The following is a 26,262-nucleotide window of genomic DNA, read 5'->3' as shown; positions in this document are numbered from 1 at the left end:
ATCGTTGGGGCGTCGTTATTAAGATGCGTTAGGTATTAGTTTGGATAACCTGGATTCTGAGGAGTCAGATTTGGGTTATTCAACATCTCCTGTCTTGGCAATGGTAGCAGTAAGTGTTTCTGCTCCAGTGCTTTGTTCGTGCTGAGGTTTACGTGACCCACAAAATTATCGAAGCCTTTGGTGGTTTCGTTAAACACTTTCCGCAGACGAACCATGTCGAACCACGTAAGTTGTTCGTAGCAGAACTCATACCAGCGCTCACGCCAGATGGCTTCACGAAGGCTGGTCTGGTTGTACGTACCAATCGCAGGCGTTGTCAATTTAGCCCTGTCGCGAATACGCTTGAAGGCGTCGTAAACAGGCTGTGAAGGTCCTGCTACTTCGTTTTGTGCTTCGGCGTAAATCAGCAGCGTTTCAGCAAAACGAATCTGCGGAACGTTCAGGTTGTTCTGACGAGTACCGGCTACACCCGACGTACCATTTGCCGTACGGTTGAAGTGCTTGAACACATAAGGAGCTCCCAGTTCGAAGCGAGCACCCGTACCGTTGGTGAAGTACGTCGTGTAGAAATAGCCATCCTGATCTTTTGTCCGTAGGTCACCAGCTTCGAACGATTTGTAGAACGAAGGGGTAGGTACAGAGCTACCGGTTCCTGTTGGCCCGTTGTAGTTGATAGGCTTAAAGTTTCCGTAGAAATTGTCCATCGGATTGCCAGCGACAGTCGTATTGTACTGAAGCATGTAGATATGCTCCAGCCTGTTTTCTGTGCTTTCTTTATGAATATCTTCATAAGTCGGGAACAGGTTGATGGTCGATGGGTTCGCGTTAGCGTATGTAATGACTTCTAACGCCTTGTCGGCTGCCAGTTTAAAATGCGAAGCGCCTTTGCTCAGCGGAAAGCCAGCCATCGTTAGATAAACCTTGGCTAACTGTGTTTTTACAGCGGCCAGATTTACACGACCACTTACGTCCATCCAGGCTAGACCAGCGGATTCAGCAGCCAGCAGGTCATCAACAATCAGCTTATAGATGTCTTCCGTTTTTGCACGAGTTGGCATAAAATCCGCAGAAGCCGCTGTTTGAGGCTTGGTAATCAGTGGAATATCGCCCCACAACTGAACGGCCGTGAAATACGCTGACGCACGCAGAAACCGGGTTTCGCCCAGAATTCTCGTTTTCTGAGCAGCGTCCATAGGCGTAATGGCAGGCACTTTCTCAAGTACCTGGTTTGCCTGGGCAATTACACGATACAAGCCATTCCAGTAGTTGACAACGTGTGCAGTGTTGCCATCGTGCGACATACTATACAGGTTGTTCAGATCGGAATTCTGAGCTGTTTCGGTAGTCGATGTTCCCGTCATGGCTTCCAGCAACTGCCAGTTTGACGAGAAGATACCAGCTCCATCACCAAAGAAACGTAGCGAAGCATATACAGAAGCAAGGCCGGCTTCAGCGTGGTCAGGAATGGTGTAGAAGCTGTCGTTCGTCAGGTTCGAAGGAGCTTTTTCCTCCAGAAAGCTGGAGCAGCCAACGGGACCCATTAGAACAGTGCCACACAACAGAGCCTTTGTAATGGTTTTTATTACGGTAATTCGCATGATAAATGTCGTTCTAGTTAAAAGTAATTTGTGGGTTAGAAGCCAACCTGTAGGCCTAATAAATAAGTGGTTGGTTTCGGATAGTTGTGCCAGATCATCCCTTGGGAGAAAGCACTGTTGCCATCACCTTGGTTAGTAGGCGTAACTTCTGGGTCACCCACGATTGGGTCTTTAACCATCAGGAAGAAATTCTGCACCGTAGCGTATACCCGCAAACGGCTCATTTTCATCCGGTTCGTCAGAGCTGACGGGAGCGTATAACCCAGCAGTACGTTCCGACCACGTAAGAACGAACCATCTTTAATCCACCAGCTATCTACGTTCGTTACGTAACCGGCACGTGTTTCCCGAATCTCGGCAATCATCGTGTTCTGGTTTTGGGGCGTCCACGCATTCAGCACCGATTTGTAGCTGTTAGCAATAGCCTGACGGTCTTCGCTGGGGTGCAGGTTCATGAGCATTACGTCGTTGCCAAACATGAACTGTAATTCCACCGTAGCGTCGAATCCTTTGAATTTGAACTGGTTTGTAAAAGAGCCCCAGCCTTTCGGGCTACCGTTACCAATAATGCTGCGGTCGGCATCGGTAATGGTTTTGTCGCCGTTCACATCCAGATACTTGATGTCACCGGGCAACATGGTCAGGTTGTTCCGATAGCTGGTGAACTTAGCCGCTTCTTCACGTTCTGCTTCACTCCATACACCCAGACGGGTCAAACCGTAGAAAGCTCCTACTGGCTCACCTACACGGATCACGTTGGTTGGGTTGGTAAAGTTAGGACCACCTACGTTAAAGATATCGGATGGCGTTGCCAGCGAGAGTACTTTGTTCTGGTTGAAGGAAATATTGAACGTAGTGTTCCAGCTGAAATCGCCCCGGTTGATGTTGATCGTGTTCAAACCAAATTCAAAACCGTAGTTCTGCATCGAACCTACGTTCCGACGAATGGTTCCGTAACCGCTGGTACGTGGAACAGGAGCATCAAGCAGCATGTCGGTCGTCAGACGGTAGTAGTAATCTGCTTCCAGGTTAACACGACCTTTGAATAATCCAACTTCTAAGCCAACGTCTGTTTGAGCTGTTTTTTCCCAGCGCAGATCGGGGTTAGCCAGACGGTCGATACCGGTTCCACCAACCCGTGTATCGTTGAGGATCGTCGAATAGTTTGAGCTGAGCAACGCCAGCGACGTATATGGCGGAATTTCAGAGTTACCCGTCAGACCGTAGCTGGTACGTAATTTCAGGTTATTCACAACTGGGTTGCCTTTCAGGAAGGTTTCTTCCGACACACGCCAGGCCAGAGCCGCCGATGGGAAGAACGCAAACTTATGGTTCGCTCCGAATTTCGACGAACCATCGGCCCGACCTGTTACGGTCAACAGATATTTGTCGAAGAGGCTATAGTTGATCCGACCAAAGTACGAGTTAAAGGCAAACCGCGATGCGCCAGAACCAACCTGTGGGTTAACCGAACCAGCGCCCAGGTTATTGAAACCAAAATAGTCAGTGGCAAAATTATTAACGTTTGCACTAACGTTGAAAATGTTGGTTTCCTGCCAGGAAATACCCAACAGCCCCGTAAAGTTGTGCGCAGTACCAATCTGTTTGTTATACGTCAGGTAATTTTCCAGCGACCAGAAGCTTTCTTTACGGTTCCGGGCGGCTGAATATCCTAAGGCGCCTGGGTCCAGTACCCGCGTCCGATACTCATTGTTTTCCTGTGTCTGAATATTTACGCCCAACACAGTACGCATTTCCAGTCCTTTCGCCAGATTGATGTTGGTATACAAGCTACCCAGCGTGGTTTGCGTATTCAGAATGAATCGGCGATCTGCCAGGCGAATTGCCGAGCTAAACGTTCCTTCTGCGTTTGGATAGTCACGGTTGTTAGCATACGTACCATCAGCATACTTCACAGGTAAGAATGGGAAGTCTTCAACAATCTGCCGGGCAACGGCATCATTGATATCAACAAGGTTCTCAGTCTGGTTGTTGTAGCTTAACGTACCGCCTATTTTCAGCCATTTCTTCACTTGATCATCGATGGTGAACCGGCCAGAGTAGCGTTTCAGGTATGAGGTTTTGATAAGACCTTCATCGTTCCGATAACCCAGCGAGAGCGAATACTGCGTTTTTTCGTTACCACCGCTGAAACCCAACTGGTGGTTTTGCGACAACTTATTCTGAACGGCTTCCTGGAACCAGTCGGTATCATAAAGAGGATTCAGGTTGGCATCAAAAACACCTGGGTATTTAGCGCTGTAGGCTTTCCGACGAGCTACTGGATCAAGATAGGTGTATTTGCCAGATGCCCAGCCTGCGGGGTCATACTTCGCGATGTTTGCATAGGCCAGGTCTTCAGTCGCCAAATATTCACGAGCATTGAGCACTTGAGGACGGTTTGGACCAATTGTGTTTACGCTGAAATCAGCATTATACGTAACAGTACCTTCGCCAGCCTTCCCTTTCTTGGTGGTTACCAGAATAACGCCATTGGCACCCCGGGCACCATAAATAGCCGTCGAGGAAGCGTCTTTCAGTACCTCAATCGAAACGATATCGTTCGGGTTGATGTAGTCGATAGCCGAGCTGAATTGGTTCTGGTTCCCTTGTGGCAGCATTACACCGTCCACTACGTAGAGTGGGTTGTTAGACGAGTTGATCGAGCTAAAACCCCGAATCCGAACCGTAGTACGTCCACCTGGGCGACCTGAGTTCGTATTAACCTGAACACCCGGCATACGGCCAGAAAGTGCCTGGTTCAGCGAAGGCGCAGGTCGCTCCATCAGTTGTTCGGTTTTTACCGTACCAACAGCGCCCGTCAAATCTGATTTTCTGGCAGTACCATAACCGATAACCACAACTTCGTCCATCATTTTGGCATCGGCTTTCAGGCTTAGGCTAATGGAGTTCTGGCTTCCAACAGCTACTTCCTGTGACAGATAACCCACAAATGAAAATACCAGTGTTACGTTCCCATCGGGAATTTCCAGTCGGTAACGGCCATCTGCATCCGTAATTGTACCCCGCTGTGTTCCTTTGATAAGTACACTAACGCCAGGCAGTCCTTCATTCTTCTCATCTGTTATACGACCGGTTAAGGGGCGGTCGGCAGCTCGAGTCGGAGCAAGGCTATTTGTTGCAGTTGGCGCAGCAGCTAATACAGACGTAAACGTGCAACAAAGGAGCCCTAATAAGAAAAACGAGGTGATTTTACTAAGCCGTTTAACGGGCCCAGTAGGGGGAGGTAAGTGTTTGAACATAGGTTTTAGCCGCGTGAACGGCTGCTTAGGTTAAAGAAACGTTAATAATAACGAGTATAACTTTGGATAAAAACAATAAATACTATTAACTACTCATGCAAAAGTAGAAAAAATTAAAAAAGAATTAGTACCAAATTAAAAAGATTAAAAAAGTAGAAATACCTAAGCTTATTATTGAATACTTAAAGTAGTTTATGGAATTAATTCTTTAGGTTATTAATAAATAGCCGAACAAATTAATGATCGTGTATTAAATCTGGTTTTAGTACTATTTAATGAATGACTACTTAGATATTTACTAATAGTTAAGCTTGCAATTTTTGCAGACTTACATAAAAACAGTTGCAAAAGATTGCAGTAGAGAGACTGTCTGACAGTTTAAAATGAGGTTTTAGGATAGGCATACTCATCCGAAAACCTCTAACGTCATGTTGAGTAGATTAAGTTATAATCTGCTATTTCTATATAAAAGTTTCCAGAAATATTTCCTTCCATGATTCGAATCATAGTTTGCCTTACGAGTATAGTCATGCTCGTTGGCCTGACCGCACCTGAACCGACACCCACCTTTCGCCGGTATTTTGTGGCGGCTGAGAGTTATGAATCCGTAGGCGTTTTTGATGTAGACAAAAACGATACGCTCGACTTGGTTTCCGGCGACTTCTGGTACGAAGGCCCCCATTTTCGACGTCGGCACCTGATTGGGAATGAGCCCCGCAAAGACCAGTACTACGACGATTTTTCGACCATTCCAATGGATGTGAACGCTGATGGTCGTCAGGATTTTGTAACCGGCGGCTGGTTTGATCAAACAATACGTTGGGTCGAGAATCCAGGCGATGGTAAAAAGACCTGGCCCTTGCACGAAATTGGCAAAGTCGGTAACGTAGAAACGACGCGTGCCTGGGATATCGACGGAGATGGTAAACTTGAAATCGTACCAAATAACCCGAATCATCCACTGAAATACCTGAAGTTAACTGAGCCTGGTACGTTCAAAACGATTAACGTAGCACCCACACAAGGGCATGGCCTGGGGTTTGGTGATGTGAATGCCGATGGCCGGGGCGATATTATTGTGAGCGATGGTTGGCTCGAAGCTCCCGTTGACCGGGAGTCAGGCAACTGGACGCTGCATAAAGAATTTGCACTGGGTACGGCCAGTGTGCCCATCATCGTGGCCGATGTGAACGGCGATAAACGGGCTGATTTAATTGTTGGGCAGGGACACGGGTACGGCCTGCACTGGTATGAACAAACGGGCGATGGCAAAGCGAAACGTAGCTGGACCAAACACCTGATAGACGATAAAAACTCCCAATACCACTGCCTCGAATGGATAGATATTACGGGCGATGGCCGGCCTGACCTCATTACCGGTAAGCGGTTCCGTGCCCATAACGATGGCGACCCCGGCTGTTACGACCCGGTTGGGCTTTATTATTTTACCTGGAACGTAGCACAAAAGAAGTTCGAGAAGCACGACATTTCGTATGGCCAGGCTGGCGTAGGTAAAGGAACAGGTATCTATTTCGCTGTAGCCGATTTGCACAAAACTGGCCGGAAGGACATAATTGTAGCCGGAAAAGATGGTCTATTTGTATTTTTTAATGAAGGTTCATCCAAAAAATAGTACGTTGCTGAGGGTGTTTACGGATTTTTGCTTTATTTTTATCCTTCTTTTTTCATCCTTCCGTAACGAACCGATTTATGCAACGTGCTCAATTAAAAGAATTTTATGGCTACGGCCTTATTGTACTTATCCTGATTGTGGTACAGAGCTACGCTATTTACGTAGCATTCACGACTGAACTGACACTCACCTGGAAACACTACGTAGGTTTTAGTGCAACTGCGTTAACCAGTATTCTCTGGGCAGTCCGAAAACCCACGTATCTCTTTTATGCACTGGGACTAACGCTTATGCTGGGTTACGAAAACCTGATTGGTTTTACACCTTCGCTCCAGTTTACGTCTACCCGTTACTACGTCAATAATCTCGCTCTACCCGTTTCTTATCAGGACTTTTCGATGTATATGCTCCTGATTTGGGCCTACGTAGCACAGAGTCGGCTACGTACCATGGTGCAGGGATTATTCACAAGAGCATAAAAAAATCAAACCCCGCTACGTTCAACGTAGCGGGGTTTGATTCAATGTCGCAGATGTATTAAGCCGTTAACGACCAGCCATCGCGGTATACTCGCTTCACGAATTGGTTAGCCTCGTCGAAGTTGGTAATTTTCATATTCTTACCGTCCCACAGCAGTTTTTTACGTCCGATAAAGTTCGCGTTACGTCCTTCACTGCCTGGGGCACGAAGCATGTAGCTACGTATCGCCAGGTTACCCATCAATACTGACTCGGTCAGCGGGCCGGAGAAGTCGAAAGATGAGGTAAGTTCTTTATGCTCCTTACTGTTGAAACCAGCTTTACAAGCTTCTGTCCATAAAACTTGGTGACCATTTTCAGGTAATGGTTTCCCATCGGCAGGTTTGGGTTTTGGTGGAGCTACAATCTTCTCACCGCTTTTGGTATATAATTTCGGATCATCGCCATACAGTCCGCAGGCCAGTAAGGCTTTATCGCCGATCATAAACATACCACTGGAACCATTTTCTGGGAAAGCCTCACCTTCGGGCAGCCACTCAGGCCGGAACGGACGAAGACCGCCATCCTGCCAGGTCATGTGAACAGCCGATTTGTTTTTAGCCGATGCTGGAAACTTCAGTTCAACAACTGACGACGGTGGGCAACCTTCCGGAATGTATTCCGCCACCCAGTCTTTCAAGAACACCTGCCCAACGCTGGTTTCAACCTCGCTTGGATAACCTAGCCCCAATACACGGAAAGGAACATCCATGATGTGGCAACCAATATCGCCTAACGCACCAGCACCAAAATTCCACCAGCCCCGCCATTTGAAGGGGTGATAAGCCGGCGTATAACCAACTTTCTGCGCGGGCCCAAGCCACAGATCCCAATCCAGATCAACCGGAGTTTGGTCGGCGGCCGCTGGTACAGGAATACCTTGTGGCCATACAGGGCGGTTCGTCCAGAGATGAACGGTATGAACTGTTCCGAGCATTCCTTTATCAAACCACTCCACCATAGTTTTTTGTTGCGGGTTCGAGGCTCCCTGATTACCCATTTGCGTAACCACTTTATATTTACGAGCCGCTTCGGTTAACATCCGGGCTTCGTAAATATTATGCGTCAACGGTTTCTGCACATACACATGTTTGCCCCGCGACATGGCAGCCATCGCTACAACCGCGTGCGTATGGTCGGCAGTTGACACCGTTACAGCGTCGATGGTTTTGCCTTCCTTATCGAGCATTTCACGGAAGTCCTTATAACGTTTCGCATTCGGGTGCTTGGTGAAGTTTTCCTTCACGCGCGGAAGACCCCAGTCTACATCGCAAAGAGCTACAATGTTGTTGGCACCGTTGTTATACGAGTTATTCGTGTCGCTAAATCCTTTACCGCCAAAGCCTACGCCGGCAATATTGAGTTTATCACTTGGCGCAATAAAACCTTTGCCGCCCAGTACGTGGCGAGGCACGATGAAGAAACCCGCCGTGGCCAACGCGCCAGCCTGAATAAACGCACGGCGGCTTGTGCCTGAAGCAGTCTGGCTGGGTGAATCCACGCCCGACTTCGACTTATCTGATTGGTTCATGAGAAAACGTATAGGAATTGTATTAGTAAATAAGGAGAAACTGGCTGCAATTTACCTAATCTGGCATCATGATTTTTCGGAGACCAGATACATCTGCTGGTCACCCAACTGATAAGGCAGCTTTTCTATTGACTTATAAACGGCGATGGTCTGTAATCCGTGCCTTGCCAGCAACCGTTTTATCTCGGAAAGCGTGTACACATAATGCTTAAAATGATGCACCTCCGACCGGTCTGGTTTAGTATACGTGAGTTCTGTGGCCATGTAGCTCTCGCCAACAACATATTCATTATGAATATCCATCGTCAAATCGCCAAGCACGTAGCGGTTTGTCTTCGGGAAATTGACCAGGATACTTTCGGCTACTACGCCTGAGTTGATAACAAAGCGAGCTCCTGTTTTCAGCGCGTTTGCCACTTTCTCCACAAACATGTCCATTCCGTCGTAATCGACGTACCCGAAACTGTTGCCTAAACAGTAGGCGCCATCGAAAGAATCGTTAATCGTGGTCGTTAAGATATTTCCATGAATGACCTGGATTGGCAGTTGTTCAGTGTTTATTCGTTCTCGCAAGGTTTGGAGGAATTCGGCAGATATATCGATACCCGTCAGGCTAAAGCCCCGTTTTGCCAGTTCGACGGTGTGCCGACCAAATCCGCAGGGAATATCTAAAAGCGTAGCGCCGGGTTCGACATTTAGCACAGAAATTACAAAATCAGCTTCTTGTTTCGTCCATTCGGGTGTGACGGCTCGTTCCCACAGTTCACAGTTGAGGCCAGAAAAAAAAGTCTCGTACCACTGGTCTTTAATTGTTGTGATCATTGTCTGAAAGAATTTTTGGAAATCTTGTTTGGTAAATGCAACACATCAATCGGCAACCGCTTTATCTACGGTCCGAGTGTGTTGATGGATAATTGAATAGAGATTTTGTCCGTATCAACCAGATACGGCATGAAAAGCGCACGCAACAGAATAGTCGTCTGCGTGGGCAGTTCGTAATAGAGGAGTAAAAAAGACTACCAGGAAAGGCAGCCCGGCCACTTAGGGCCTAAACCAGGGAGATCACAGGCATTTCTGTTTTGATCGGCAAAAATACGTGGTGAACGTATAGAGACCAAGTTCCTTTTATTGAACGGTTATCTGACGAAAATCCGGTGGTTGATAGAATGAGAAAATAGGGAAATAGGCTTTCCAGAAATTTACAACTCAAGGGACGCAGCAACGTATTAGCTTAGCCTTAATATGCTCGACCATCTACGTAACGTATTGCCTGATCCCGAAGCACTTAAGAAATTATTGAATTGACGTTTCCCCAAAACAACATTCCCATCATTCGCTCAAACTCCGACTGCCAGGGAGCACGTATCACAATCCGTTCCGACGTAGCAGGATGGTCGAATTCAATACGTTGCGCATGTAGCAGCATGGTATTCATCTCGAAATGCTCCTTAAAAAGTTTGTTCTGCTTGTTGCAGCCGTGGGGGCGGTCGCCAATGATGGGATGGAGGATGTGCGCCATGTGTTTCCGCAACTGATGCATACGCCCCGTTACCGGATTAAGTTCGACCAGGGAGTAGCGGGACGTAGCATGTTTGCCAAAAGCGAACGGAATCTCAGTACGTTGTAGCGTTTTGAGGAACGTAATGGCTTCCTGTACTACGTTCGAGTCTGGTCCGTCGTCTTTACGTAGTGGATAGTCGATAGTCATGGCATCGGGTGTGTAGCCGCGTACGATTGCTACGTATGTTTTATGGACCCTACCTTCTGCAAAAAGCATTTGCATCGCCGAATTCATCGACTCGTTCAACGAGAACAAGAGTACACCGCCCGTTTTTCGATCCAGCCGATGAACCGGATACACGCGCTGCTCCAATTGATCGCGCAATCGTTGAACCGCAAATTCACGGACATCACTAGCCATCGGCGACCGATGAACGAGCAATCCGTGCGGTTTATTAATAGCTACCAAATCCGATGATTGGTAAAGAATAGGTAACGGTAGCGACGTAGTAGCTGGCAGAATAGGCGAATCCATATTAAAGCAAACGAATGGCGGAAACGTAACATACATTCGATTATCGAGAAATTTAAAACTACACGGTATCTCTGATAGCCCTTACGTAGCAACGATGAGAGCTGAATATTACCATTTGCGGGATTTGCTTTACATTTGTCATTATGAGGATGGCACCAATGCTTTAAAATTTCTTTCCACTGTCTTTCTGACATCTGGCCTTTTTTAGGCTCATTTCCCTATTGCTTTTAGCGAGGGTTATTTACAGGAGCTTATTAGGCTAAGCCCCTGATTCGCATCTTTTTGCTTCGACATTAGGACTCTTGCTCACTGACCTTCGGCTGACTCAGGCATACCTATAATCTGTATAGTACCTCATTTCCTGTTACGTAGTCATGGAAGAAATTTTGACAAAATACCAAATAGACCAATTTATAACGAAGGGATTTATTCGTATTGATAACGCATTCCCTTCTCAGTTAGCGGAGGCCGCTCGAAACATCCTCTGGCGAGATACAGGCTGTGATCCGAATGATTCATCCACCTGGATAAAACCAGTAGTCCGACTTGGTATGTATGTGCAGGAACCGTTTGTTCAGGCAGCTAATACACCAATTCTTCATCAGGTATTCGATCAGTTGATTGGTCGTGGAAGATGGATTCCGCCGATGAGTATGGGCACATTTCCAGTCCGTTTTCCGTCGGATGAAGACCCCGGCGATGCGGGCTGGCATGTGGATGCCAGTTTTCCGGGTGCAGATCCTGATAACTATTTTGATTGGCGTATTAATGTGCGCTCGAAAGGCCGGGCACTACTGATGTTGTTCCTTTTTTCAGATGTTAGCGAACAGGATGCCCCTACGCGCATTCGTGTTGGTTCGCATCTGGACGTAGCAAGACTATTGGCACCAGCTGGTGAACAAGGGTTATCATTTATGGGATTAGCCAACAAACTGGAAGGGTTGCCAGAACGTAACGTAGTGACAGCAACTGGTATGGCAGGAACGGTTTATTTGTGCCACCCTTTTCTGGCTCATGCGGCTCAGGCGCATCAGGGTAAAGAACCTCGATTTTTAGCGCAGCCTCCCTTGTTACTTAGAAATGAGTTGACAATTGAAGGGGCTAAAGACGGGTACGCGCCCGTAGAGAAAGCGATCCGGTTAGCGCTGGAAAGGTAGCTGGTGATTTATAGTCCGTATAGTAAAAAACTGCATCTGCTAACTTATTAGGCCATTCTATACAGCCAGTTTGTAAGCAGATGCAGAATCACATCGAACGAAGAGATTTTATAAAATATTCGGCCAGCATTTTGGCTGCCTTGCCTACGTTGTCTGCATTAAGTAACGTATCTTCCGCCGGACTCACACTGCCATTGGGCATTTGTACTACGTATGATAAAACTGATTTACTGAAACGGTTAGGCTGTTCTTTCGTGGAAGAAAGTGTTGGTAAATTTTTAATTCCAGATACCGGGGGGGACGCTCAATACGAAATGAACAAAGCGGCATTGAAAAAAGAAGGCCTTCCGGTACGTTCCTACATCTATTTTTTTCCGGGAAAACTAAAGTCCGTCGGGCCGGATATTCACCATGAAGCCATTTTAGAACGAGCTGACCTGGCGCTACGTCGGGCGAAGGAATGTGGCTCGAAAAATATTGTTTTTGGCAGTGGTGGTTCACGGTTCATTCCCGACGGTTTTGACCGGGACAAGGCCAAAGCACAGCACATCGCCCTCTGCCAGAAAATGGCGCCAATTGCCGAAAAATATGGCGTCACGCTTGCTGTAGAACCGCTTAATCGGGGAGAAACCAATTTCATCAACAGCCTGGCCGATGGCGTCGAAATCATTCAGGCCGTTAAAAATCCCTGGTTTAAGTTGCAGTGCGACATTTATCACATGCTAAAAGAAAGTGAAAGTCCGCAGGAAATTGTGAAATATGGCGATTATATCACGCATTGCCACATTGCCGAAAAAGAAACACGTAGCGCACCAGGCGTGAAGGGCGATGATTTCCGGCCGTATTTCCGGGCTTTAAAACAGATAAAGTACCAAGGCGGCTTGTCGCTGGAGTGCGTCTGGAACGATTTTGACGCTGAAGCCACCAAAGGTATAGCCGTGGTGAAACAGCAACTTGCGGAGGTTTGACAAGCGTAGGGCAGAGGCATAAGGAAAAGTTTCATTCCGTGCCCTATGCCCCTACCCCTCTGCCCTACGCAAAAAAACTACATCCATTCCCACGCACTCTGATAAGCATTCAGATTTTCGGAATACGTAATGAAATCGCTGTAGAACGGCAGGCTGGCCAACGTAGCACTGTCGCCCACAACGATTAGTTTTTTGCGGGCGCGGGTCATCGCTACGTTCATTCGTCGAATGTCCGACAGAAAACCAATGTCGCCCTCGGTGTTGCTACGCGTCAGGGAGATGTACACAATGTCACGTTCCTGCCCCTGAAAACTGTCGATGGTGTTTATCGAAATTTTGTCTCGGTATTCTTGAAGTTCAGCGGTTTGTAGCAACAATTCTTTCAAAATGCTGATCTGCTGTTTGTAGGGAGAAATAACCGCAATAGTCGGAAAGTCTGCCCGGATGTAGCGCGTACTCAGATTGGTTACCAGTTGAGTTAAATGCTTCATCAGCAAAGCCGCTTCTTCGGGATTGGTCGAACTGGTACCTTCCAGCTTTTCCTCGAATCCGCAACCCGCCGTATCGACAAATGCCAGCGACGTATCACCATCAAACAGGGAATGACGCGCTACTGATTCGTGGGCCTTCACTTTACTCTCATAAAACACCTGCGATGAGTAACCCATGATGTGCTCGTGCATTCGGTATTGCTCATTGAGCAACGTAACAGCCTCTGGTTGAAGTGCTACACATTTTTCGAGCAACGTAGTGGCCAGTCCATTCCGGGCCGATTCGGGCGATTTGATAGTCGGTGGAAGCTGGCAATGGTCGCCGGCGAGAACTAATTTTTGTGCTTTCAGGATGGGAATCCAGCAGGCCGGTTCCAGTGCCTGACCCGCTTCGTCGATAACTGCCGTATGATACGTTAAATTACGAACGGTGTAATGATTAGCACCCACCAACGTAGCGGTAATGACCTGCGCTTTAGCAATCAGATCGTCCATAACGTACTGCTCGGTGTTTGCTACGTCCTTCATGATTCGGTGTGCTTCATCGAACAGGGCTTTCCGTTGGTCGCGTTCGGCTTTGCCAAAATTTCGCTTGTATTTGTGGGCCATATTGCGAAACTCATTGGCCTGCTTTTTCAGCTTTTTGGCTTCTTTCATCGCCGGATGTTCGCTCACTTTCTGATCCAGCGTCAGGGCCATCAGCCGCTCCGATACGCGAGCCGGATTACCGACACGTAGTACGTTCAGTCCTTCATCGTGCAGTTTCTCGCTCAGCAAATCGACAGCGGTGTTGCTGGGCGCGACAACCAATATTTTCTTACTGTCCTGTTTATGAAGCGCTTTTATCGCCTGAACCAACGTAGTGGTTTTGCCCGTTCCCGGCGGGCCATGCACAATCGCCAATTCGTTGGCAGACAGGATTTTTCCAACAGCCGCTACCTGACTGGGATTCAGTTTCGGGAAAGTTGGCATAAATGTTTCTGTGTGGAACGTAGCAACTTTTTCTCCGGTCAGGATTTGAATGAGCCGGTTTTCAGATTTGTCGCCTAACGTATTGGCCGTTTTGAGCGCCGATTCCATTTCGTCGTAGCTATTGTCGTCGAAAAGGGCTTCCACGCCCAGCTTGCCATCGCGCGACCAGTCAGGGAGTTCGTCGGTACGTAGCGTAATCTTGAGTCGGTTGCCGCTCTGGTGAGTTACGGTGCCTTCGACGCGGTCGTTACGTGGGTCGTGGTTGCTGAACAAAACGGCAGGCATTCCAAACCGAAGCTGATGCGGAATGTCCTGATGTGTAGTACGTTCCACTTCGACGGTCAGGTAATCACCCCGGCTCATTTCGTTGCCGCGAATGGCAATCGGATACCAGGTCAGGCCAGCGGCCCGGCGTTCGGCTATTGACGTAGTTTCGGTGAGTTTCTGGTATTGACGCTGATCTTCATCCCGTTCGGTTTTGAGTAATTGGAGCAGGTTTTTGAAATAATCCATTCACAAAGGTACAATGCGGTACGTAGAGAATGGATTCAGCCATGCACTATAGTATTTTTTGTCATTCTGACGAAGGAAGAATCTTAAATTTCCAACACTCTTAAATTCGGATGCTCTAAGATTCTTCCTTCGTCAGAATGACAAAAAATGCTCATTTAGGAACTTGATTTATAGGTTACGGAAGGATAACCGCGCTCCCGATTCATAGCGTATGCGACCGGTCGCGGTCATGCTGGCGCGCTGGCAATACGCTACGTAGCTGGTTGGTAACGTAACACTGTACTGAATTTCAATCATGTCGCCTGTCTGCGGCACAAACCCAATTGACCAGACACTGGCATCGTTCCAGTTGCCGGTTTTCGTTGTAAAAATAGGACCACCCGACCCCTGAAACTCATAGGCGCCGATATCGATACGTCCGCGACTGAATCGAGGAGCGCCAGCCAGATCAGAAAAGAAAAGCCTGCCTGATTGGTAGTCGTGGCTGGGCCGCCCATATTGACCATTGGAGAACCTAGTTTCAGTCGTAAATAGCCGAGAGCTGCATTTTCGACCATTGGATCCTGCTGGATGTTGCCTATGACCGTTGTTATGCTCTGTACATTACTATATGTTATGTTCAGTGAGCCATATACAGAGTTCGCGTTTAGGGCGGTATTATTCCAAACTATAGTGTTGAGCAACGTAGCGTTAGCGCCAGCGTCTGCACCAATCCCACCGCCATTCAGTACGTGGTTATTCATCACGGTACAGTTGATCAACGTACTGCTTCCGGTACTAGTTAATAAGGCTCCGCCATTATCGGCCTGGTTACCGGAGAAAGACGTATTCACGCACATCAACGTACCACCAAAAACACCAATGGCTGCTCCTTTCAGTCCTCTATTTCCGTGGAATCGGCAATTGGCGACCATGATTTGACCACGACTATATAACCCTGCTCCACGATCATCGGCCCCAGTAGTAATGACTACACCACCTGTTATGATAAATCCATCGAGCCGAGCTACAGCGGAAGGGAGCACGGTCACTACGTTGGAACTGTTATTCCCCTTCACGTCCGAAATGCTTTCGGCAATGCTATTTCCATCTGTATTTGTATCGTCATTATCAATGTCGCCACTGAGAACTGTCGGGTTAAGCGACAGATTTCGACCAACCAGGCTGGTTTCATTACCCGCAAAGCCACCGTAAACTGACACACCGTTAGCTATCGTAAAGCTAATCGCACGGTTGGTGGTAGCGGTCGGTTTGTATACGCCCCTGGCGACCCAAACCTCCGGGAGCGGACAGCCGGGTTGAAGGGCCGACTGAAGACTGGTAATGGCATTGGGCCAACTGGTGCCGTCGTTAGTTCCAGTAGCGCTCCTTACATACGCTCGTCCGGTTGGGACATTTATGCTGAGACTGAACACCGTTGAGGTCAGGCTTGTGCAGGTATTTGTTACGACCGCTACGTATTCGCCCCCACTGGCTTGCTACGTCCTGATACAAATAGGGGAGGGCTTCTCGATGTTTCCCCTGCAAACGTAACGTATTACCCAGATTGCCGCTTCCAATACCAACCCAGGTTATGTTGTTCTGCGCTTTTGCCAGGCACATTACGTTCCGAAACACCTGCTCGGCTTTGGCGTATTCTTTCAATCGCTGATAGGCCATTCCGAGCGTATTCTGACAATAGAACTATTGCGAAGCATGCTGCCGGATTCTGTCGCAGGGGTATTTGGCGGCTAGTTCCAGGTAATGAATGGCATTTCGATAATCTTCGAACCAGTAATAATCTTCGCCCAGTCGGCTGAGATAAATAACGGCATCGGGTAGGTTGGCATAGCCGACCTTTTCAAAAATGTTACGTACCCTGAAAAGAAGCCGGAATGCTTTCGTGAAATTTTTTTCCTCGTATAGGTAAAATTGCCCCTGCATGAAATAATAGCCTCCTCGCACGGATTCGACAGGGGAGGTTTCCATAAGTGCATCAGCGTTGGCATAAGCAGTTACTGTTTTTTTTGCAATACGTTGAGCAGTAGCCCGAATAGCAATCTTTTGTACGGTCGTATACCAGTATAATCGTTCGTCGTTAAGTTGTCTGGCTAGTTGCCTGATGCTGTCGATCTGGACCTGCGTGGTGGTGTCTTTATCCCAGTTACTATTACAGAGCCAGATTATCCGGTCATCGGGCGACAGGCTAGCCAGTTGATTGATCTGGGCAGATGTTTTTCCCGCGTTCAGCCATGTTATAGCCAGCAAACAAGCCACTTGGAAAATGACTGAACTACGAATCATAACGGGTAAAGGAGTGGAGGATATCTGGGCCCCAAAAGCACGAAGTTACATGATAATTTTATCTGTTAAGGTCAGCTACACTACTTTTGAAAAGGTTGATTTTCAGTTGTATAAATGATTTATAATACTAAGCTGTATAGGTTGACAAAAATCCGCCGATTCGCTTTGTTTAGCGCGAAATGGCGGTTCGTTATGGCTCCGGACACATAGCTTTAGTCGTTACGAATAGCGCTTTATATTCCTTTTCCATTTGTGCATCTGGCGTTGCGTAGGGAATGCGCTGCGTAACGAAACGCCACCAGCCCTGCATCAACTCTACCTGCGCCATCGCTACCCGATTAGGGCTGTTGAATTTCTTTTTGAACTCACGTTCTAACTGTTCAGGTAATCCGCTGGTCTTTTTCTGGTCTTCATGTAGCTGTTTCCAGGCCGACAGGAGTGTAGTTGAATCGCCCGCAATGAGCGCATTCACATACGGAGCAGCCGCTTTATCGTAGGTGGTCTGACGTAGCAACGCTGGATTTTTGTAGGCGTTAATGGCTAGTATTTTCAACTGATATTCCGAGTCAATAGATTGCAGTCGCTGCTCCTTCAACTTTTTCCAGTAAGGCACATCAACAACGGTCAGTTTTTTCAATTTCTCCTTCGTGCGTAGATAGTCCTGATGGAGCGTATCGAGATTAAGTTGCTGTATATCTTCGGGAATACCTGCAATGAAAAAAGACTCAAGATACCAGCTGTCGTACCAGAGAGCAGACGTAGCAATCAATTGTGATTCGGTGTAACGCCCCGGATCATACGTACTTACATACTCACACTGTTCTGTAGACCATTTATGCGTAAGTGTGTCGGATGGAGAGCCGTTTGCCGAGGCTTCGTTCGCTTGCTTCTTTTCTGTTTTACTAGTGCAACTCGTCCACAATAAAATTACTGTTAAACTGCCGACAAGTATTAATGACCACTTTAAAACGGGTCGAAAATCCCACTTCAACCACGTAGCGACAGCAACTGTACCCACCCCAATCAGTAGGAGTAACCCGCCCAGCGGAACGGTGAGGAATAGCGTTGAACCGATTCCCGAATTCCGGCTGTCTCCATAATCGATTCCGCCAATCAGGGTCAGGTTAATAACGATCACGCCAATTATTCCGGCTACACCGATACGTAGTAACCACCACCAAAGATGGTCGCTGACCCAGAATAAAGGAATGAATGAAACCAACACACCCAGCAGGGCAACGTACCATTGCAGATTTTCCAGTTGGGCGTTTCCGTCTGGCGTGGGAGGCTGATTATTGTTAGTCAGTACACGGGCACAAATGTACAACAAGAGCCAGACCAGTTCGGGACCAATTAAATACGTAGTGATGCGATTCATAATGTACGGTAGTTTCTGATACTATTAATTTTAACGACGAGCGAGGTTAGGTCTCTGCCTCAAATTTAATCGTAGTCGCTTGACAATTACAGCGTTGCAATGCAAAAAAGAAAAGGTTTTGCTCTGGAAAATACTCAAAATGGGATTAATGGGCCAAAGAAGAATTACTTTATAAAAGACAAGTCCACTTGGTAAAACCAAGTGGACTTGTCTTTTATACCGAAAAATTGGGTTGTATTACTCCCCTCCAAACAGGAAACCTAAGGTGAGACCAAAGGCTGTATTCGTGGTTGTTTGATTAGACCCATTCGCCAGATTAGCCAGTCCGGGTGAATAGAAAGCCGAAATAGATAATCCGGAAGATAACTCATAACCACCCGATAAACGCAGTCCATAATCAAGGCGTTTTACCTGATCTTCAGCTGAACCGAATTCAATGTTTTCGCTACCCGACTGTCCCTGAACAGACCCGCTTGTCGTTCCGCTCAGCGCGTAACCGACATATGGTCCTGCTCCCAGCACCAACCGCCCCGGACCCGCTTCGAGTCCATAAGTTACCTGGATTGGAACTTCGATATAGTTAAAGGCTAAGGTTACATTACCGTTTGCCAATCCGCCGGATAGACCCCCTAAATCAAATTTTGTCCCTTTTACAGAATATAAAATCTGCGGTCTGATTGAAAAACTTTCGGATAATGCAGCATCGATCAGCAGGCCGGCCGTGTAGCCAATTCGGTTGGTTCCGCTGATGGAAAAGCCACCAATGGAATTCTTCTGGTTCGCCATTTGCAAACCCCCTGTTACGCCAATTCTCACCTGCGCAAACGAGGTTAAAACAGTAATGAACAGACAAACGGTGAGTACTGTAAATTTTTTCATGCGTGATTAAATTAATTAGTGAAACTGGGGCAATAATACGAAATATGTACCTAAATGTATGTTTTCTGTTAACATTGAAGTACATTAATTATTTACAATGCCTTCACTATGGCGATGACTACTTTAGCGGAATTGCGGGCCGCCATTGGGTAAAATTTGTCGTAAGCGATATGAGCTTCGGCGTCGGCACGATCACTTAGACTCCGAATAATTAGGTGGGGAACCTGAATCTGGTAACAAACCTGCGCAACAGCGGCTCCTTCCATTTCAGTAGCATCGGCGCCAAAATCGGCACGCAGACTACTCACTTTGGTCGGCGATGCCACAAATACGTCGCCCGTCACCACCGTACCCGTCGTCACTTTGACGGGCCGGTTTGAAACACCGCCCGAAGCCAGCGGAATGCCTTCAAACGATACGTTGCTGACAACGGTTTCGGCCAGATGGAGCAGCGTGGAATCGGCTGGAAAAAAGACTGGATTAAACTCTTTTGTAATGGCATTCCGGGTTTGGCGCGTCGGCGTGTTTTTGTCGGTGATAGACCCGTAATCATGGTGTGCCGTCTGACGGGCAATCACAATATCACCCGGTTGTAAATCCGGATTCGTGCCGCCCGCAATACCCGTAAAGAGTACTTTTTGGGGGCGAAACCTGCTGAGAAGCAACGTAGTAGTCATGGCCGCATTTACTTTTCCAATACCTGTTTCAGCGAGTACAACCCGTTGTTTTCCCAGCCGCCCACAGGTGAACGTAACACCATCGACCATCACCGCTTTGGGCTTTTTGAGAGATTCTTTAACAAGCGCAACTTCGGCCCCGAAGGCACCTAATAGGCCAATAACGGGTTTCGGTTTATAACGCTGCCCAAAAGCAAGTTGGGCAAGAAGTAATAGGAATATCGTTTTTTTCATTAGAGATCAGGTCGATACGTTACGTTCACTATGTAGCATAACGTGAATTATGAGTATTTGAAAGAGTAAATAGTTGATTAATAAAGCTTTGTCGGATTTTTGTCATCCTGACGAAGGAAGGATGACAAAAAGTAACTACCCATAAGTTACGTTATTTACTGCCCGGTCGTCAACGCCAGTATGCAAAACACATCCACAATCCAGAGGCCGAGCGACACTTCTTTATGTTTGCCTACGGCCACTTTTATCACAGTCCAGGATAAAAATCCCCAGATGAGTCCCTGCGTGATGGAGTAACTGAACGGAATCAGCACCAGCGCCAAAAAAGCAGGCAGCGCGTCGTCCAGTTGCCCCCAGTTGATGCGCGTGATGGGTTGCATCATGAACGCGCCCACCAACACCAGCGCCGGAGCTGTAGCAATGGCCGGAATGACGGATAAAAGCGGAGAAAGAAACAGAAACGGTAAAAAACAACAGCCGGCAACTACCGCTGTCAGACCGGTACGTCCGCCCTGCGCAATGCCCACTGCCGATTCGATATACGCCGTGCCGGGACTCGTACCAAACACGCCCGCCAACGTAGTAGCCACAGCGTCGGTCAACAGGGAGCGGTTCAGGTTTCGAGGATTGCCATCGCTGTCCTGCAAACCACCCGCTTCGGCTACCCCAACGAACGTAGACAAACTATCGAACAAATCAGTGAAGGCAAAGGCAAAAATAACCGGCCACAGTGACCATTTCAGCGCACCCATAAAATCCAGTTTCCCCAGCAACGAAAAGTCAGGATTGGCCCAGATTTCGCCAAAATTGACCAGCGTTTTCTGGCCGAAATTAATCGCCGATGCATCACCCCAATACCGGCCAATGGGCCACGCAACCAACGTAGTGAGTACAATTCCGATGATAATAGCCCCCGGTACGTCGCGCACGACTAACACACTCGTGAGCAGCAACCCGAATACAAATGTCAGGATGATCGGATCATTCAAACGGGCAACGCTGACCAACGTAGCGGGATTGGCAATGATGAAATGCGCATTTTCAAAACCAATCAACGTAATGAACAGCCCAATACCCGCCGAAACTGCGTAACGTAGCGGTTGCGGAATTGCCCGCACAATGGCCGACCGAACATTCAGTACCGACAACAGCAAAAACAGCACGCCCGCCCAGAAAACGGCCCCCAATGCTACTTCAGGCCGGATACCCATGCCTTTCACCGCCGTAAACGTGAAAAACGCATTCATGCCCATCCCCGGCGCTACTACAATCGGGTTGCGGGCGTAAAGTCCCATCATCAAACTGCAAAAAAACGATAACAGTACCGTAGCAGTCAGCACACCACTAAACGGCAAACCCGACTGACTCAGAATCGCCGGATTCACCACAATGATGTACATCGTGGCTAGGAATGTGGAAATGCCTGCGAGAATTTCAGTACGTGTATTTTGAGCGTTTTTGGTCATTATGTGCTCATTTGCAATGCGTTACAAAAGCTGTCCTGCTGGTTCATCAAACCAGACCCTAATATTGGAACCCGTTTGCACGATGCTGGCAGGTAATTCTTCGGTAACGGGACCAGTAAGTGCCTCACGTAACGTAGCGGCTTTCTTTTCGCCACTCACCAGCATAATGGCATCGTGCGCGCCGGTCAGATGGCGTAGCCCCAACGTAATGCCTTGTGTTAACGTTGTTTCTTTCTCAAAATACTTCTGCCCGACGGTGACGGTGCTTTCGGCCAGATCGCCAACGTGGCATCCCAGCGTAAACGGCGTTCCCGGCTCATTCAGCCCAATATGCCCGTTCATGCCCATACCCACCAGCATTAAATCCAGCCCGCCATGTGAGTCGATCAACGTATCAATACGTGCGCATTCAGCTTCGAGATCGTTGGAGGTAGCATCGAAAATATAAATTTGCTCCGAAGGCAACTCAAGCGGGATAAATAGGTCGCGGAAGAGGTAATTCGTGCAGCTACCGGCGTCGGAGGGGGTAAAACCAACCCATTCGTCTAAACCAACAAACGTGCATCGGCTAATATCTGCGTGTCCGGCCTGTACCAGTGCTGCAAACCGATGATACGTTTCGGTAGGCGTATCACCCGACGTAACACAAATCAGTGCGTCTGGTTTTTGGTTAATAACAGCCACCATGTGTTCGGCGGTACGTTGTGAAAGAGTTTCGTAATCAGGAAATTTCTGGATAGTCATGAATTTTGATACTTGGTGGCAGTTGCCTGAAATTGGAGCAAAGTTGGTAATGAATCAGTTTAAACAGTCATACCTAAGGCCCAAAAAGAGCATTTTTGTCATGCTGAGGCACGAGGCATCTTAAAGCATACAAACTTGAGAGTGATGATACCTTAAGATGCTTCGTGCCTCAGCATGACAAAAATGCTAGCTATTTCAACTCGCTGGCCCGTAAATCACGGCTCCATCGCTCGGTGCCTTTCTGGTCAAATACTTTTATGTTGAGCACCCGATCATTTAGTGGGCCACTCACGCTCAGCAAACCGAAATTCCGTTCGGTAACTAACGTATTATCCACATAAGTTGACTGTTTGAGTTCGTCGGCGCGGGGTTGTGCTACGGACGATGTCAAGGGAGAAATGGTCAGATCGTATAATGGATACGTACCAGAACGATCTAATTTATGCAGAATGGAATGGTGTCGGTCGCCGGTGATGAACAGCACACCCGGAATTTTCGCTTCGGCAATCGCGGCAAAAAAACGCTTTCGCTCGGTGCCGTAAATGGAGTAGTTTTCAAACGCTTCCGTCGGATTGATGATCTGACCGCCCGTTACGATAAATTTGAACGTAGCACGGCTGAACGTCAGGGCATCCACCAGCCACTGAATTTGCGTATCGCCAAAATACGCCTTGGCTGGACCGTCGGGCATGTCGTTGGGCGCACGGAATGTACGGTCGTCGAGCAGAAAAAACTGGCAATCGTTCCAGAAGAACGTACCGGCGCATCCCTCCGGAAACACGTAGTTCGGATTTGTCCAGAACAGTTTGAACGCTTCCAACGTAACGGGTTTGAGCCAGTACGAGCGGTCGGCGTCGTTCGGGCCGAAATCGTGGTCGTCCCACGTAGCGTAGTTATGCGTATTCGCCAGCAGCGGCTGCATTTCGGGCAACGAGCGTGTGTGTGTGTAGCGTTTTAAAACACCGGTTCGGCTGTTCCAGTCTACCTCGCGGGTATACGTATTGTCGCCCGTCCAGAGCATGAAATCGGGTTTCTGCGCTGAAATAGCCGAAAAAATTTCGTAGCCTCCGCCGTAGGGTTTGCCAGGTCGGTCGTATTCAGGTTCGTTGACGTAGGTGCAGCTTCCGACGCCGAAACGAAAAGCCGTCGGGTCCGTCCGCCACTGCCACAGGCTTTGGGTTTGAAACTGGGTCGGGTAGGGCAGGCTCACCTTCTGGCCCCCGATTAACAGCTCGTACTCGTACTTTTTTCCGGGGTCCACCTGATCGGCGAGCAGGTGGGCTGTAAAAGCCGTTTTCCGGTCGGTTAGTACTTCATTGGTCAGATGGACGGGTGTTAACTTGCCCACTTCATGATAGCGAATCTGAACTTTGGCGGGCTGTTTAGTCTGTGCCCAGAGCATCACTTCGCGCGTATCGGAATAGCCAACCATCGGTCCTGACTGGAGCTGAGACGTAACGTTTGCCTTCTGGCCTCCGTGGCCACTGATGCGGGCTTTAACAACCTGAGGCTGTTGACCGAACGAAGGATAAACGCATCCCAGCGTAAGTGCCAGCAGATAATATTGAATCTTGTACATGGGGGAAAGATAGCGTAATTTTGCGGCTCGTTTCAGGAAAGTATGCAACTCAATAACCAAACCTATCAGATTCAGGGTGTCAACGTACTGGATATAGCCGACGAGTTCGGCTTGCCTTTATACGTGTACGACGCCAACAAAATTATCGAAAAAATCGGCGCACTTCGGGACGCGTTTCCCGGTGTGAATCTGAAGATAAAATATGCGGCCAAAGCCCTGACCAACGTATCGATCCTAAAGCTGATGCGATTGCAGGGTATCGACATTGAAGTGGTGTCAGTCAACGAAGCCCGACTGGCGTTGCTGGCTGGTTTCGAGCCAGCGCAGATTATGTTTACGCCCAGCGGTAATTCATGGCCCGAAATTCAGGAAGCGCTTGAGATGGGGCTTCAACTGAACGCCGACAGCCTGCCCCTGCTCGAACTGATCGGGCAAATGTATGGTAACAAATATCCGGTGGCGCTACGTATCAATCCCAGCATCACCGAAGGCGGAAACCTCAAAATTCAGACCGGCCACGGCAATTCCAAATTCGGTATTCCAAATGATTACCGGGCTGAAATCAAGGGTATTGTCGAGAAGTACGGTATTCCGCTGGTGGGCCTGCACATTCATACGGGTTCCGATTTTAAGGACGGCAATACGTTCCTGAAAATCGCCGATGTGCTGTTCGACCTGGCTACCGATTATCCTAATCTACGCTTCATCGATTTTGGTAGCGGTTTCAAAGTTGCCTACCGCCCCGGCGATCATTTCACGGATTTAACCGATTTGGGTAAAAAAGTGTCGGCGGCATTCCGGTCGTTCTGCGACCGTTACGGGCGTGAACTGGAATTGTGTTTCGAACCCGGCAAACTGCTGGTGAGCGAAAGCGGGCATCTGCTGACGGAAGTGAACGTAGTGAAAAAGAACCCAACCCGTACGTTCGCGCAGGTCAACTCGGGCCTCAATCACCTGATACGTCCGATGATGTACGATGCGTATCACCACATTCTGAACGTATCAAATCCGACCGGTGAGGAGCATCTTTACGACGTAGTGGGCTACATCTGCGAAACCGATACGTTCGCTACAGATCGTATGCTGCCCGAAGTTCGTACGGGCGACGTACTATCATTCGAGAATGCAGGTGCGTATGGATTTTCGATGTCGTCGAATTATAATTCGCGGCCCCGGCCCGCCGAAGTACTGGTCTACGAAGGCAAACCGCATCTGATTCGTCAGCGCGAAACCTTCGAGGATTTGCTACGTGGTCAGGAAATTATTGAACTTGAAACAACGGTTTTAAATAAAATAGAACGCTGATCTTTATGATTGATCTGATTTACCTGTTCTTAGTTAGAAAATCAGATCAATCATAAAGATCAGCGTTCTATTGACATACATTCTTCATTATACATTGTTCTAAAAAATGGGACGCGCATTTGAATACCGGAAAGCCCGCAAAATGAAACGCTGGGGGCAAATGGCCAAGACTTTTACCCGCATCGGCAAAGACATCGTAATGGCCGTGAAGGCCGGAGGCCCCGACCCGGATAGTAACGGCCGGCTTCGGGCTATCATCCAGAACGCCAAAGCCGCTAACATGCCGAAAGACAATGTGGAGCGGGCCATCAAAAAAGCTTCGTCGAAAGATCAGGAGGATTATAAGGAAATCGTGTATGAGGCCTATGCGCCACACGGTATTGCACTGGTTATCGAAACCGCTACTGACAATCACAATCGCACCGTTGCCAACATTCGGAGCTACCTGAATAAACTCGGTGGCAGCCTGGGTACGCAGGGGATGCTCGACTTTATGTTTGACCGGAAATCGGTATTTCGAATTCCGGCGGAGGGTATTGACCAGGAAGAACTCGAACTTGAACTGATTGATATTGGGGGAGATGAAATCGAGCTTGACGATGAAACGAATCAACTCGTCATCTACGGCGAATTCACTGCTTTCGGAAGCCTTCAGAAGTTCCTGGAAGAAAAAGGCTATGAAATCAAACAGGCTGAATTTGAGCGGATTCCGAACGATTACAAAGAATTAACCGACGAAGAAGTCGCCGACGTAGAAAAACTCATCGAACGTATCGAAGAGGACGACGACGTTCAGACGGTGTATCATAACATGAAATAGAAAGGAGTGATAATTGATGAACGATGAGAGATGAGTTCGCTGACGCATGCTTTTATTTTTGGCGTCAGCGAACTCATCTCTCATCGTTCATCAATTATCACTCCTTTCTACCGCATCGTCACGCCTTCGCGCAGGATTTGCACCCAGCCTTTGACGATTTGCGGGGGGGCGTTCCTGTCAGCCACCGCGAAACTGACGGTGGCTTCGTAATAATACAG

21 protein-coding genes and 1 pseudogene are annotated in these 26,262 nt (G+C 48.1%); 6 read left to right on the top strand and 16 right to left on the bottom strand.

All coding sequences use genetic code 11. The features are described 5' to 3' along the window. Positions 1 to 35: 35 nt before the first annotated feature. Positions 36 to 1,598, bottom strand: a complete 1,563-nt coding sequence (locus IC229_RS15285) for a RagB/SusD family nutrient uptake outer membrane protein (protein WP_190887869.1) — start codon at positions 1,596 to 1,598, stop codon at positions 36 to 38. Between the two features lie 35 nt (positions 1,599 to 1,633). Continuing rightward, the gene (locus tag IC229_RS15280) at positions 1,634 to 4,861 is read right to left on the bottom strand and encodes a SusC/RagA family TonB-linked outer membrane protein (RefSeq protein ID WP_190887868.1); all 3,228 of its coding nucleotides are present in this window, start codon (positions 4,859 to 4,861) and stop codon (positions 1,634 to 1,636) included. Positions 4,862 to 5,354: 493 nt separating this feature from the next. On the opposite strand from IC229_RS15280, the gene IC229_RS15275 reads away from it, so the two are divergent. Both IC229_RS15275 and IC229_RS15270 read left to right on the top strand, forming a co-directional pair. Next, a complete protein-coding gene (locus IC229_RS15275) occupies positions 5,355 to 6,494 on the top strand; it encodes an FG-GAP repeat domain-containing protein (protein ID WP_190887867.1) in 1,140 nt (379 codons plus the stop codon). Between the two features lie 77 nt (positions 6,495 to 6,571). Continuing rightward, entirely contained in the window at positions 6,572 to 6,973 is a 402-nt protein-coding gene (locus IC229_RS15270) for a hypothetical protein (protein WP_190887866.1), read from the top strand. 58 nt (positions 6,974 to 7,031) lie between these two features. Here the strand turns inward: IC229_RS15270 and IC229_RS15265 are convergent, their stop codons facing one another. The 3 genes from IC229_RS15265 to IC229_RS15255 all read right to left on the bottom strand — a co-directional run bounded on the left by IC229_RS15265 (position 7,032) and on the right by IC229_RS15255 (position 10,578). Continuing rightward, complete coding sequence (locus IC229_RS15265) at positions 7,032 to 8,543, bottom strand: Gfo/Idh/MocA family protein (protein ID WP_190887865.1); 1,512 nt, start codon at positions 8,541 to 8,543, stop codon at positions 7,032 to 7,034. 66 nt (positions 8,544 to 8,609) lie between these two features. After that, positions 8,610 to 9,365 (bottom strand): SAM-dependent methyltransferase, encoded by a 756-nt coding sequence (locus tag IC229_RS15260; protein WP_190887864.1) that lies wholly within the window; start codon positions 9,363 to 9,365, stop codon positions 8,610 to 8,612. 463 nt (positions 9,366 to 9,828) lie between these two features. Next, positions 9,829 to 10,578 (bottom strand): pseudouridine synthase, encoded by a 750-nt coding sequence (locus IC229_RS15255; RefSeq protein WP_190887863.1) that lies wholly within the window; start codon positions 10,576 to 10,578, stop codon positions 9,829 to 9,831. 374 nt (positions 10,579 to 10,952) lie between these two features. Between IC229_RS15255 and IC229_RS15250 the strand changes: the two genes are divergently transcribed. Next, a complete protein-coding gene (locus IC229_RS15250) occupies positions 10,953 to 11,735 on the top strand; it encodes a phytanoyl-CoA dioxygenase family protein (protein WP_190887862.1) in 783 nt (260 codons plus the stop codon). Positions 11,736 to 11,815: 80 nt separating this feature from the next. After that, the gene (locus IC229_RS15245) at positions 11,816 to 12,703 is read left to right on the top strand and encodes a sugar phosphate isomerase/epimerase family protein (RefSeq protein ID WP_190887861.1); all 888 of its coding nucleotides are present in this window, start codon (positions 11,816 to 11,818) and stop codon (positions 12,701 to 12,703) included. 77 nt (positions 12,704 to 12,780) lie between these two features. Here the strand turns inward: IC229_RS15245 and IC229_RS15240 are convergent, their stop codons facing one another. From IC229_RS15240 to IC229_RS15195, 11 genes and pseudogenes are all read right to left on the bottom strand, one after another. Next, the gene (locus tag IC229_RS15240; protein ID WP_190887860.1) at positions 12,781 to 14,679 is read right to left on the bottom strand and encodes an AAA domain-containing protein; all 1,899 of its coding nucleotides are present in this window, start codon (positions 14,677 to 14,679) and stop codon (positions 12,781 to 12,783) included. 168 nt (positions 14,680 to 14,847) lie between these two features. Then, positions 14,848 to 14,976, bottom strand: a complete 129-nt coding sequence (locus IC229_RS35735) for a hypothetical protein (protein ID WP_262893392.1) — start codon at positions 14,974 to 14,976, stop codon at positions 14,848 to 14,850. Next, entirely contained in the window at positions 14,973 to 16,094 is a 1,122-nt protein-coding gene (locus IC229_RS15235; RefSeq protein WP_190887859.1) for a hypothetical protein, read from the bottom strand. The genes IC229_RS35735 and IC229_RS15235 overlap by 4 nt, the downstream gene beginning before the upstream one ends. Next, a pseudogene (locus IC229_RS15230) lies at positions 16,030 to 16,344 on the bottom strand (tetratricopeptide repeat protein); the annotation flags it as partial. The gene IC229_RS15235 and the pseudogene IC229_RS15230, both read right to left, overlap by 65 nt. Positions 16,345 to 16,362: 18 nt before the next feature. Next, positions 16,363 to 16,962 (bottom strand): hypothetical protein, encoded by a 600-nt coding sequence (locus IC229_RS15225; protein ID WP_190887857.1) that lies wholly within the window; start codon positions 16,960 to 16,962, stop codon positions 16,363 to 16,365. A gap of 190 nt (positions 16,963 to 17,152) precedes the next feature. Beyond that, positions 17,153 to 18,340, bottom strand: coding sequence for a hypothetical protein (locus tag IC229_RS15220; RefSeq protein ID WP_190887856.1), 1,188 nt, complete (start codon positions 18,338 to 18,340; stop codon positions 17,153 to 17,155). 237 nt (positions 18,341 to 18,577) lie between these two features. Next, entirely contained in the window at positions 18,578 to 19,219 is a 642-nt protein-coding gene (locus IC229_RS15215; RefSeq protein ID WP_190887855.1) for a porin family protein, read from the bottom strand. A gap of 92 nt (positions 19,220 to 19,311) precedes the next feature. After that, complete coding sequence (locus IC229_RS15210) at positions 19,312 to 20,130, bottom strand: 5'-methylthioadenosine/adenosylhomocysteine nucleosidase (protein ID WP_190887854.1); 819 nt, start codon at positions 20,128 to 20,130, stop codon at positions 19,312 to 19,314. Positions 20,131 to 20,285: 155 nt separating this feature from the next. After that, positions 20,286 to 21,596 (bottom strand): NCS2 family permease, encoded by a 1,311-nt coding sequence (locus IC229_RS15205; protein ID WP_190887853.1) that lies wholly within the window; start codon positions 21,594 to 21,596, stop codon positions 20,286 to 20,288. Between the two features lie 21 nt (positions 21,597 to 21,617). Continuing rightward, entirely contained in the window at positions 21,618 to 22,340 is a 723-nt protein-coding gene (locus tag IC229_RS15200) for a 6-phosphogluconolactonase (RefSeq protein ID WP_190887852.1), read from the bottom strand. A 190-nt stretch (positions 22,341 to 22,530) separates the two neighbouring features. Beyond that, positions 22,531 to 23,919 (bottom strand): alkaline phosphatase D family protein, encoded by a 1,389-nt coding sequence (locus IC229_RS15195; protein ID WP_190887851.1) that lies wholly within the window; start codon positions 23,917 to 23,919, stop codon positions 22,531 to 22,533. Positions 23,920 to 23,961: 42 nt separating this feature from the next. Here IC229_RS15195 and lysA point away from each other — a divergent pair, with 42 nt between their 5' ends. After that, complete coding sequence (lysA, locus tag IC229_RS15190; RefSeq protein ID WP_190887850.1) at positions 23,962 to 25,224, top strand: diaminopimelate decarboxylase; 1,263 nt, start codon at positions 23,962 to 23,964, stop codon at positions 25,222 to 25,224. 106 nt (positions 25,225 to 25,330) lie between these two features. Further along, positions 25,331 to 26,044, top strand: coding sequence for a YebC/PmpR family DNA-binding transcriptional regulator (locus IC229_RS15185; protein ID WP_190887849.1), 714 nt, complete (start codon positions 25,331 to 25,333; stop codon positions 26,042 to 26,044). Positions 26,045 to 26,262: the final 218 nt, after the last annotated feature.

The sequence above is a fragment of the Spirosoma profusum genome, from assembly GCF_014699005.1.
GTDB classification, from domain to species: Bacteria; Bacteroidota; Bacteroidia; order Cytophagales; family Spirosomataceae; genus Spirosoma; species Spirosoma profusum.
Note: the sequence above shows the minus strand (reverse complement) of the source record. Positions and strands in the feature narration are given on the sequence as shown.

Coding starts and splice junctions, on each gene's coding strand:
- IC229_RS15285 (WP_190887869.1), bottom strand. CDS start 1,598: ATGCGAATTACCGTAATAAAAACCATTACAAAGGCTCTGTTGTGTGGC.
- IC229_RS15280 (WP_190887868.1), bottom strand. CDS start 4,861: ATGTTCAAACACTTACCTCCCCCTACTGGGCCCGTTAAACGGCTTAGT.
- IC229_RS15275 (WP_190887867.1), top strand. CDS start 5,355: ATGATTCGAATCATAGTTTGCCTTACGAGTATAGTCATGCTCGTTGGC.
- IC229_RS15270 (WP_190887866.1), top strand. CDS start 6,572: ATGCAACGTGCTCAATTAAAAGAATTTTATGGCTACGGCCTTATTGTA.
- IC229_RS15265 (WP_190887865.1), bottom strand. CDS start 8,543: ATGAACCAATCAGATAAGTCGAAGTCGGGCGTGGATTCACCCAGCCAG.
- IC229_RS15260 (WP_190887864.1), bottom strand. CDS start 9,365: ATGATCACAACAATTAAAGACCAGTGGTACGAGACTTTTTTTTCTGGC.
- IC229_RS15255 (WP_190887863.1), bottom strand. CDS start 10,578: ATGGATTCGCCTATTCTGCCAGCTACTACGTCGCTACCGTTACCTATT.
- IC229_RS15250 (WP_190887862.1), top strand. CDS start 10,953: ATGGAAGAAATTTTGACAAAATACCAAATAGACCAATTTATAACGAAG.
- IC229_RS15245 (WP_190887861.1), top strand. CDS start 11,816: ATGCAGAATCACATCGAACGAAGAGATTTTATAAAATATTCGGCCAGC.
- IC229_RS15240 (WP_190887860.1), bottom strand. CDS start 14,679: ATGGATTATTTCAAAAACCTGCTCCAATTACTCAAAACCGAACGGGAT.
- IC229_RS35735 (WP_262893392.1), bottom strand. CDS start 14,976: ATGATTGAAATTCAGTACAGTGTTACGTTACCAACCAGCTACGTAGCG.
- IC229_RS15225 (WP_190887857.1), bottom strand. CDS start 16,962: ATGATTCGTAGTTCAGTCATTTTCCAAGTGGCTTGTTTGCTGGCTATA.
- IC229_RS15220 (WP_190887856.1), bottom strand. CDS start 18,340: ATGAATCGCATCACTACGTATTTAATTGGTCCCGAACTGGTCTGGCTC.
- IC229_RS15215 (WP_190887855.1), bottom strand. CDS start 19,219: ATGAAAAAATTTACAGTACTCACCGTTTGTCTGTTCATTACTGTTTTA.
- IC229_RS15210 (WP_190887854.1), bottom strand. CDS start 20,130: ATGAAAAAAACGATATTCCTATTACTTCTTGCCCAACTTGCTTTTGGG.
- IC229_RS15205 (WP_190887853.1), bottom strand. CDS start 21,596: ATGACCAAAAACGCTCAAAATACACGTACTGAAATTCTCGCAGGCATT.
- IC229_RS15200 (WP_190887852.1), bottom strand. CDS start 22,340: ATGACTATCCAGAAATTTCCTGATTACGAAACTCTTTCACAACGTACC.
- IC229_RS15195 (WP_190887851.1), bottom strand. CDS start 23,919: ATGTACAAGATTCAATATTATCTGCTGGCACTTACGCTGGGATGCGTT.
- lysA (WP_190887850.1), top strand. CDS start 23,962: ATGCAACTCAATAACCAAACCTATCAGATTCAGGGTGTCAACGTACTG.
- IC229_RS15185 (WP_190887849.1), top strand. CDS start 25,331: ATGGGACGCGCATTTGAATACCGGAAAGCCCGCAAAATGAAACGCTGG.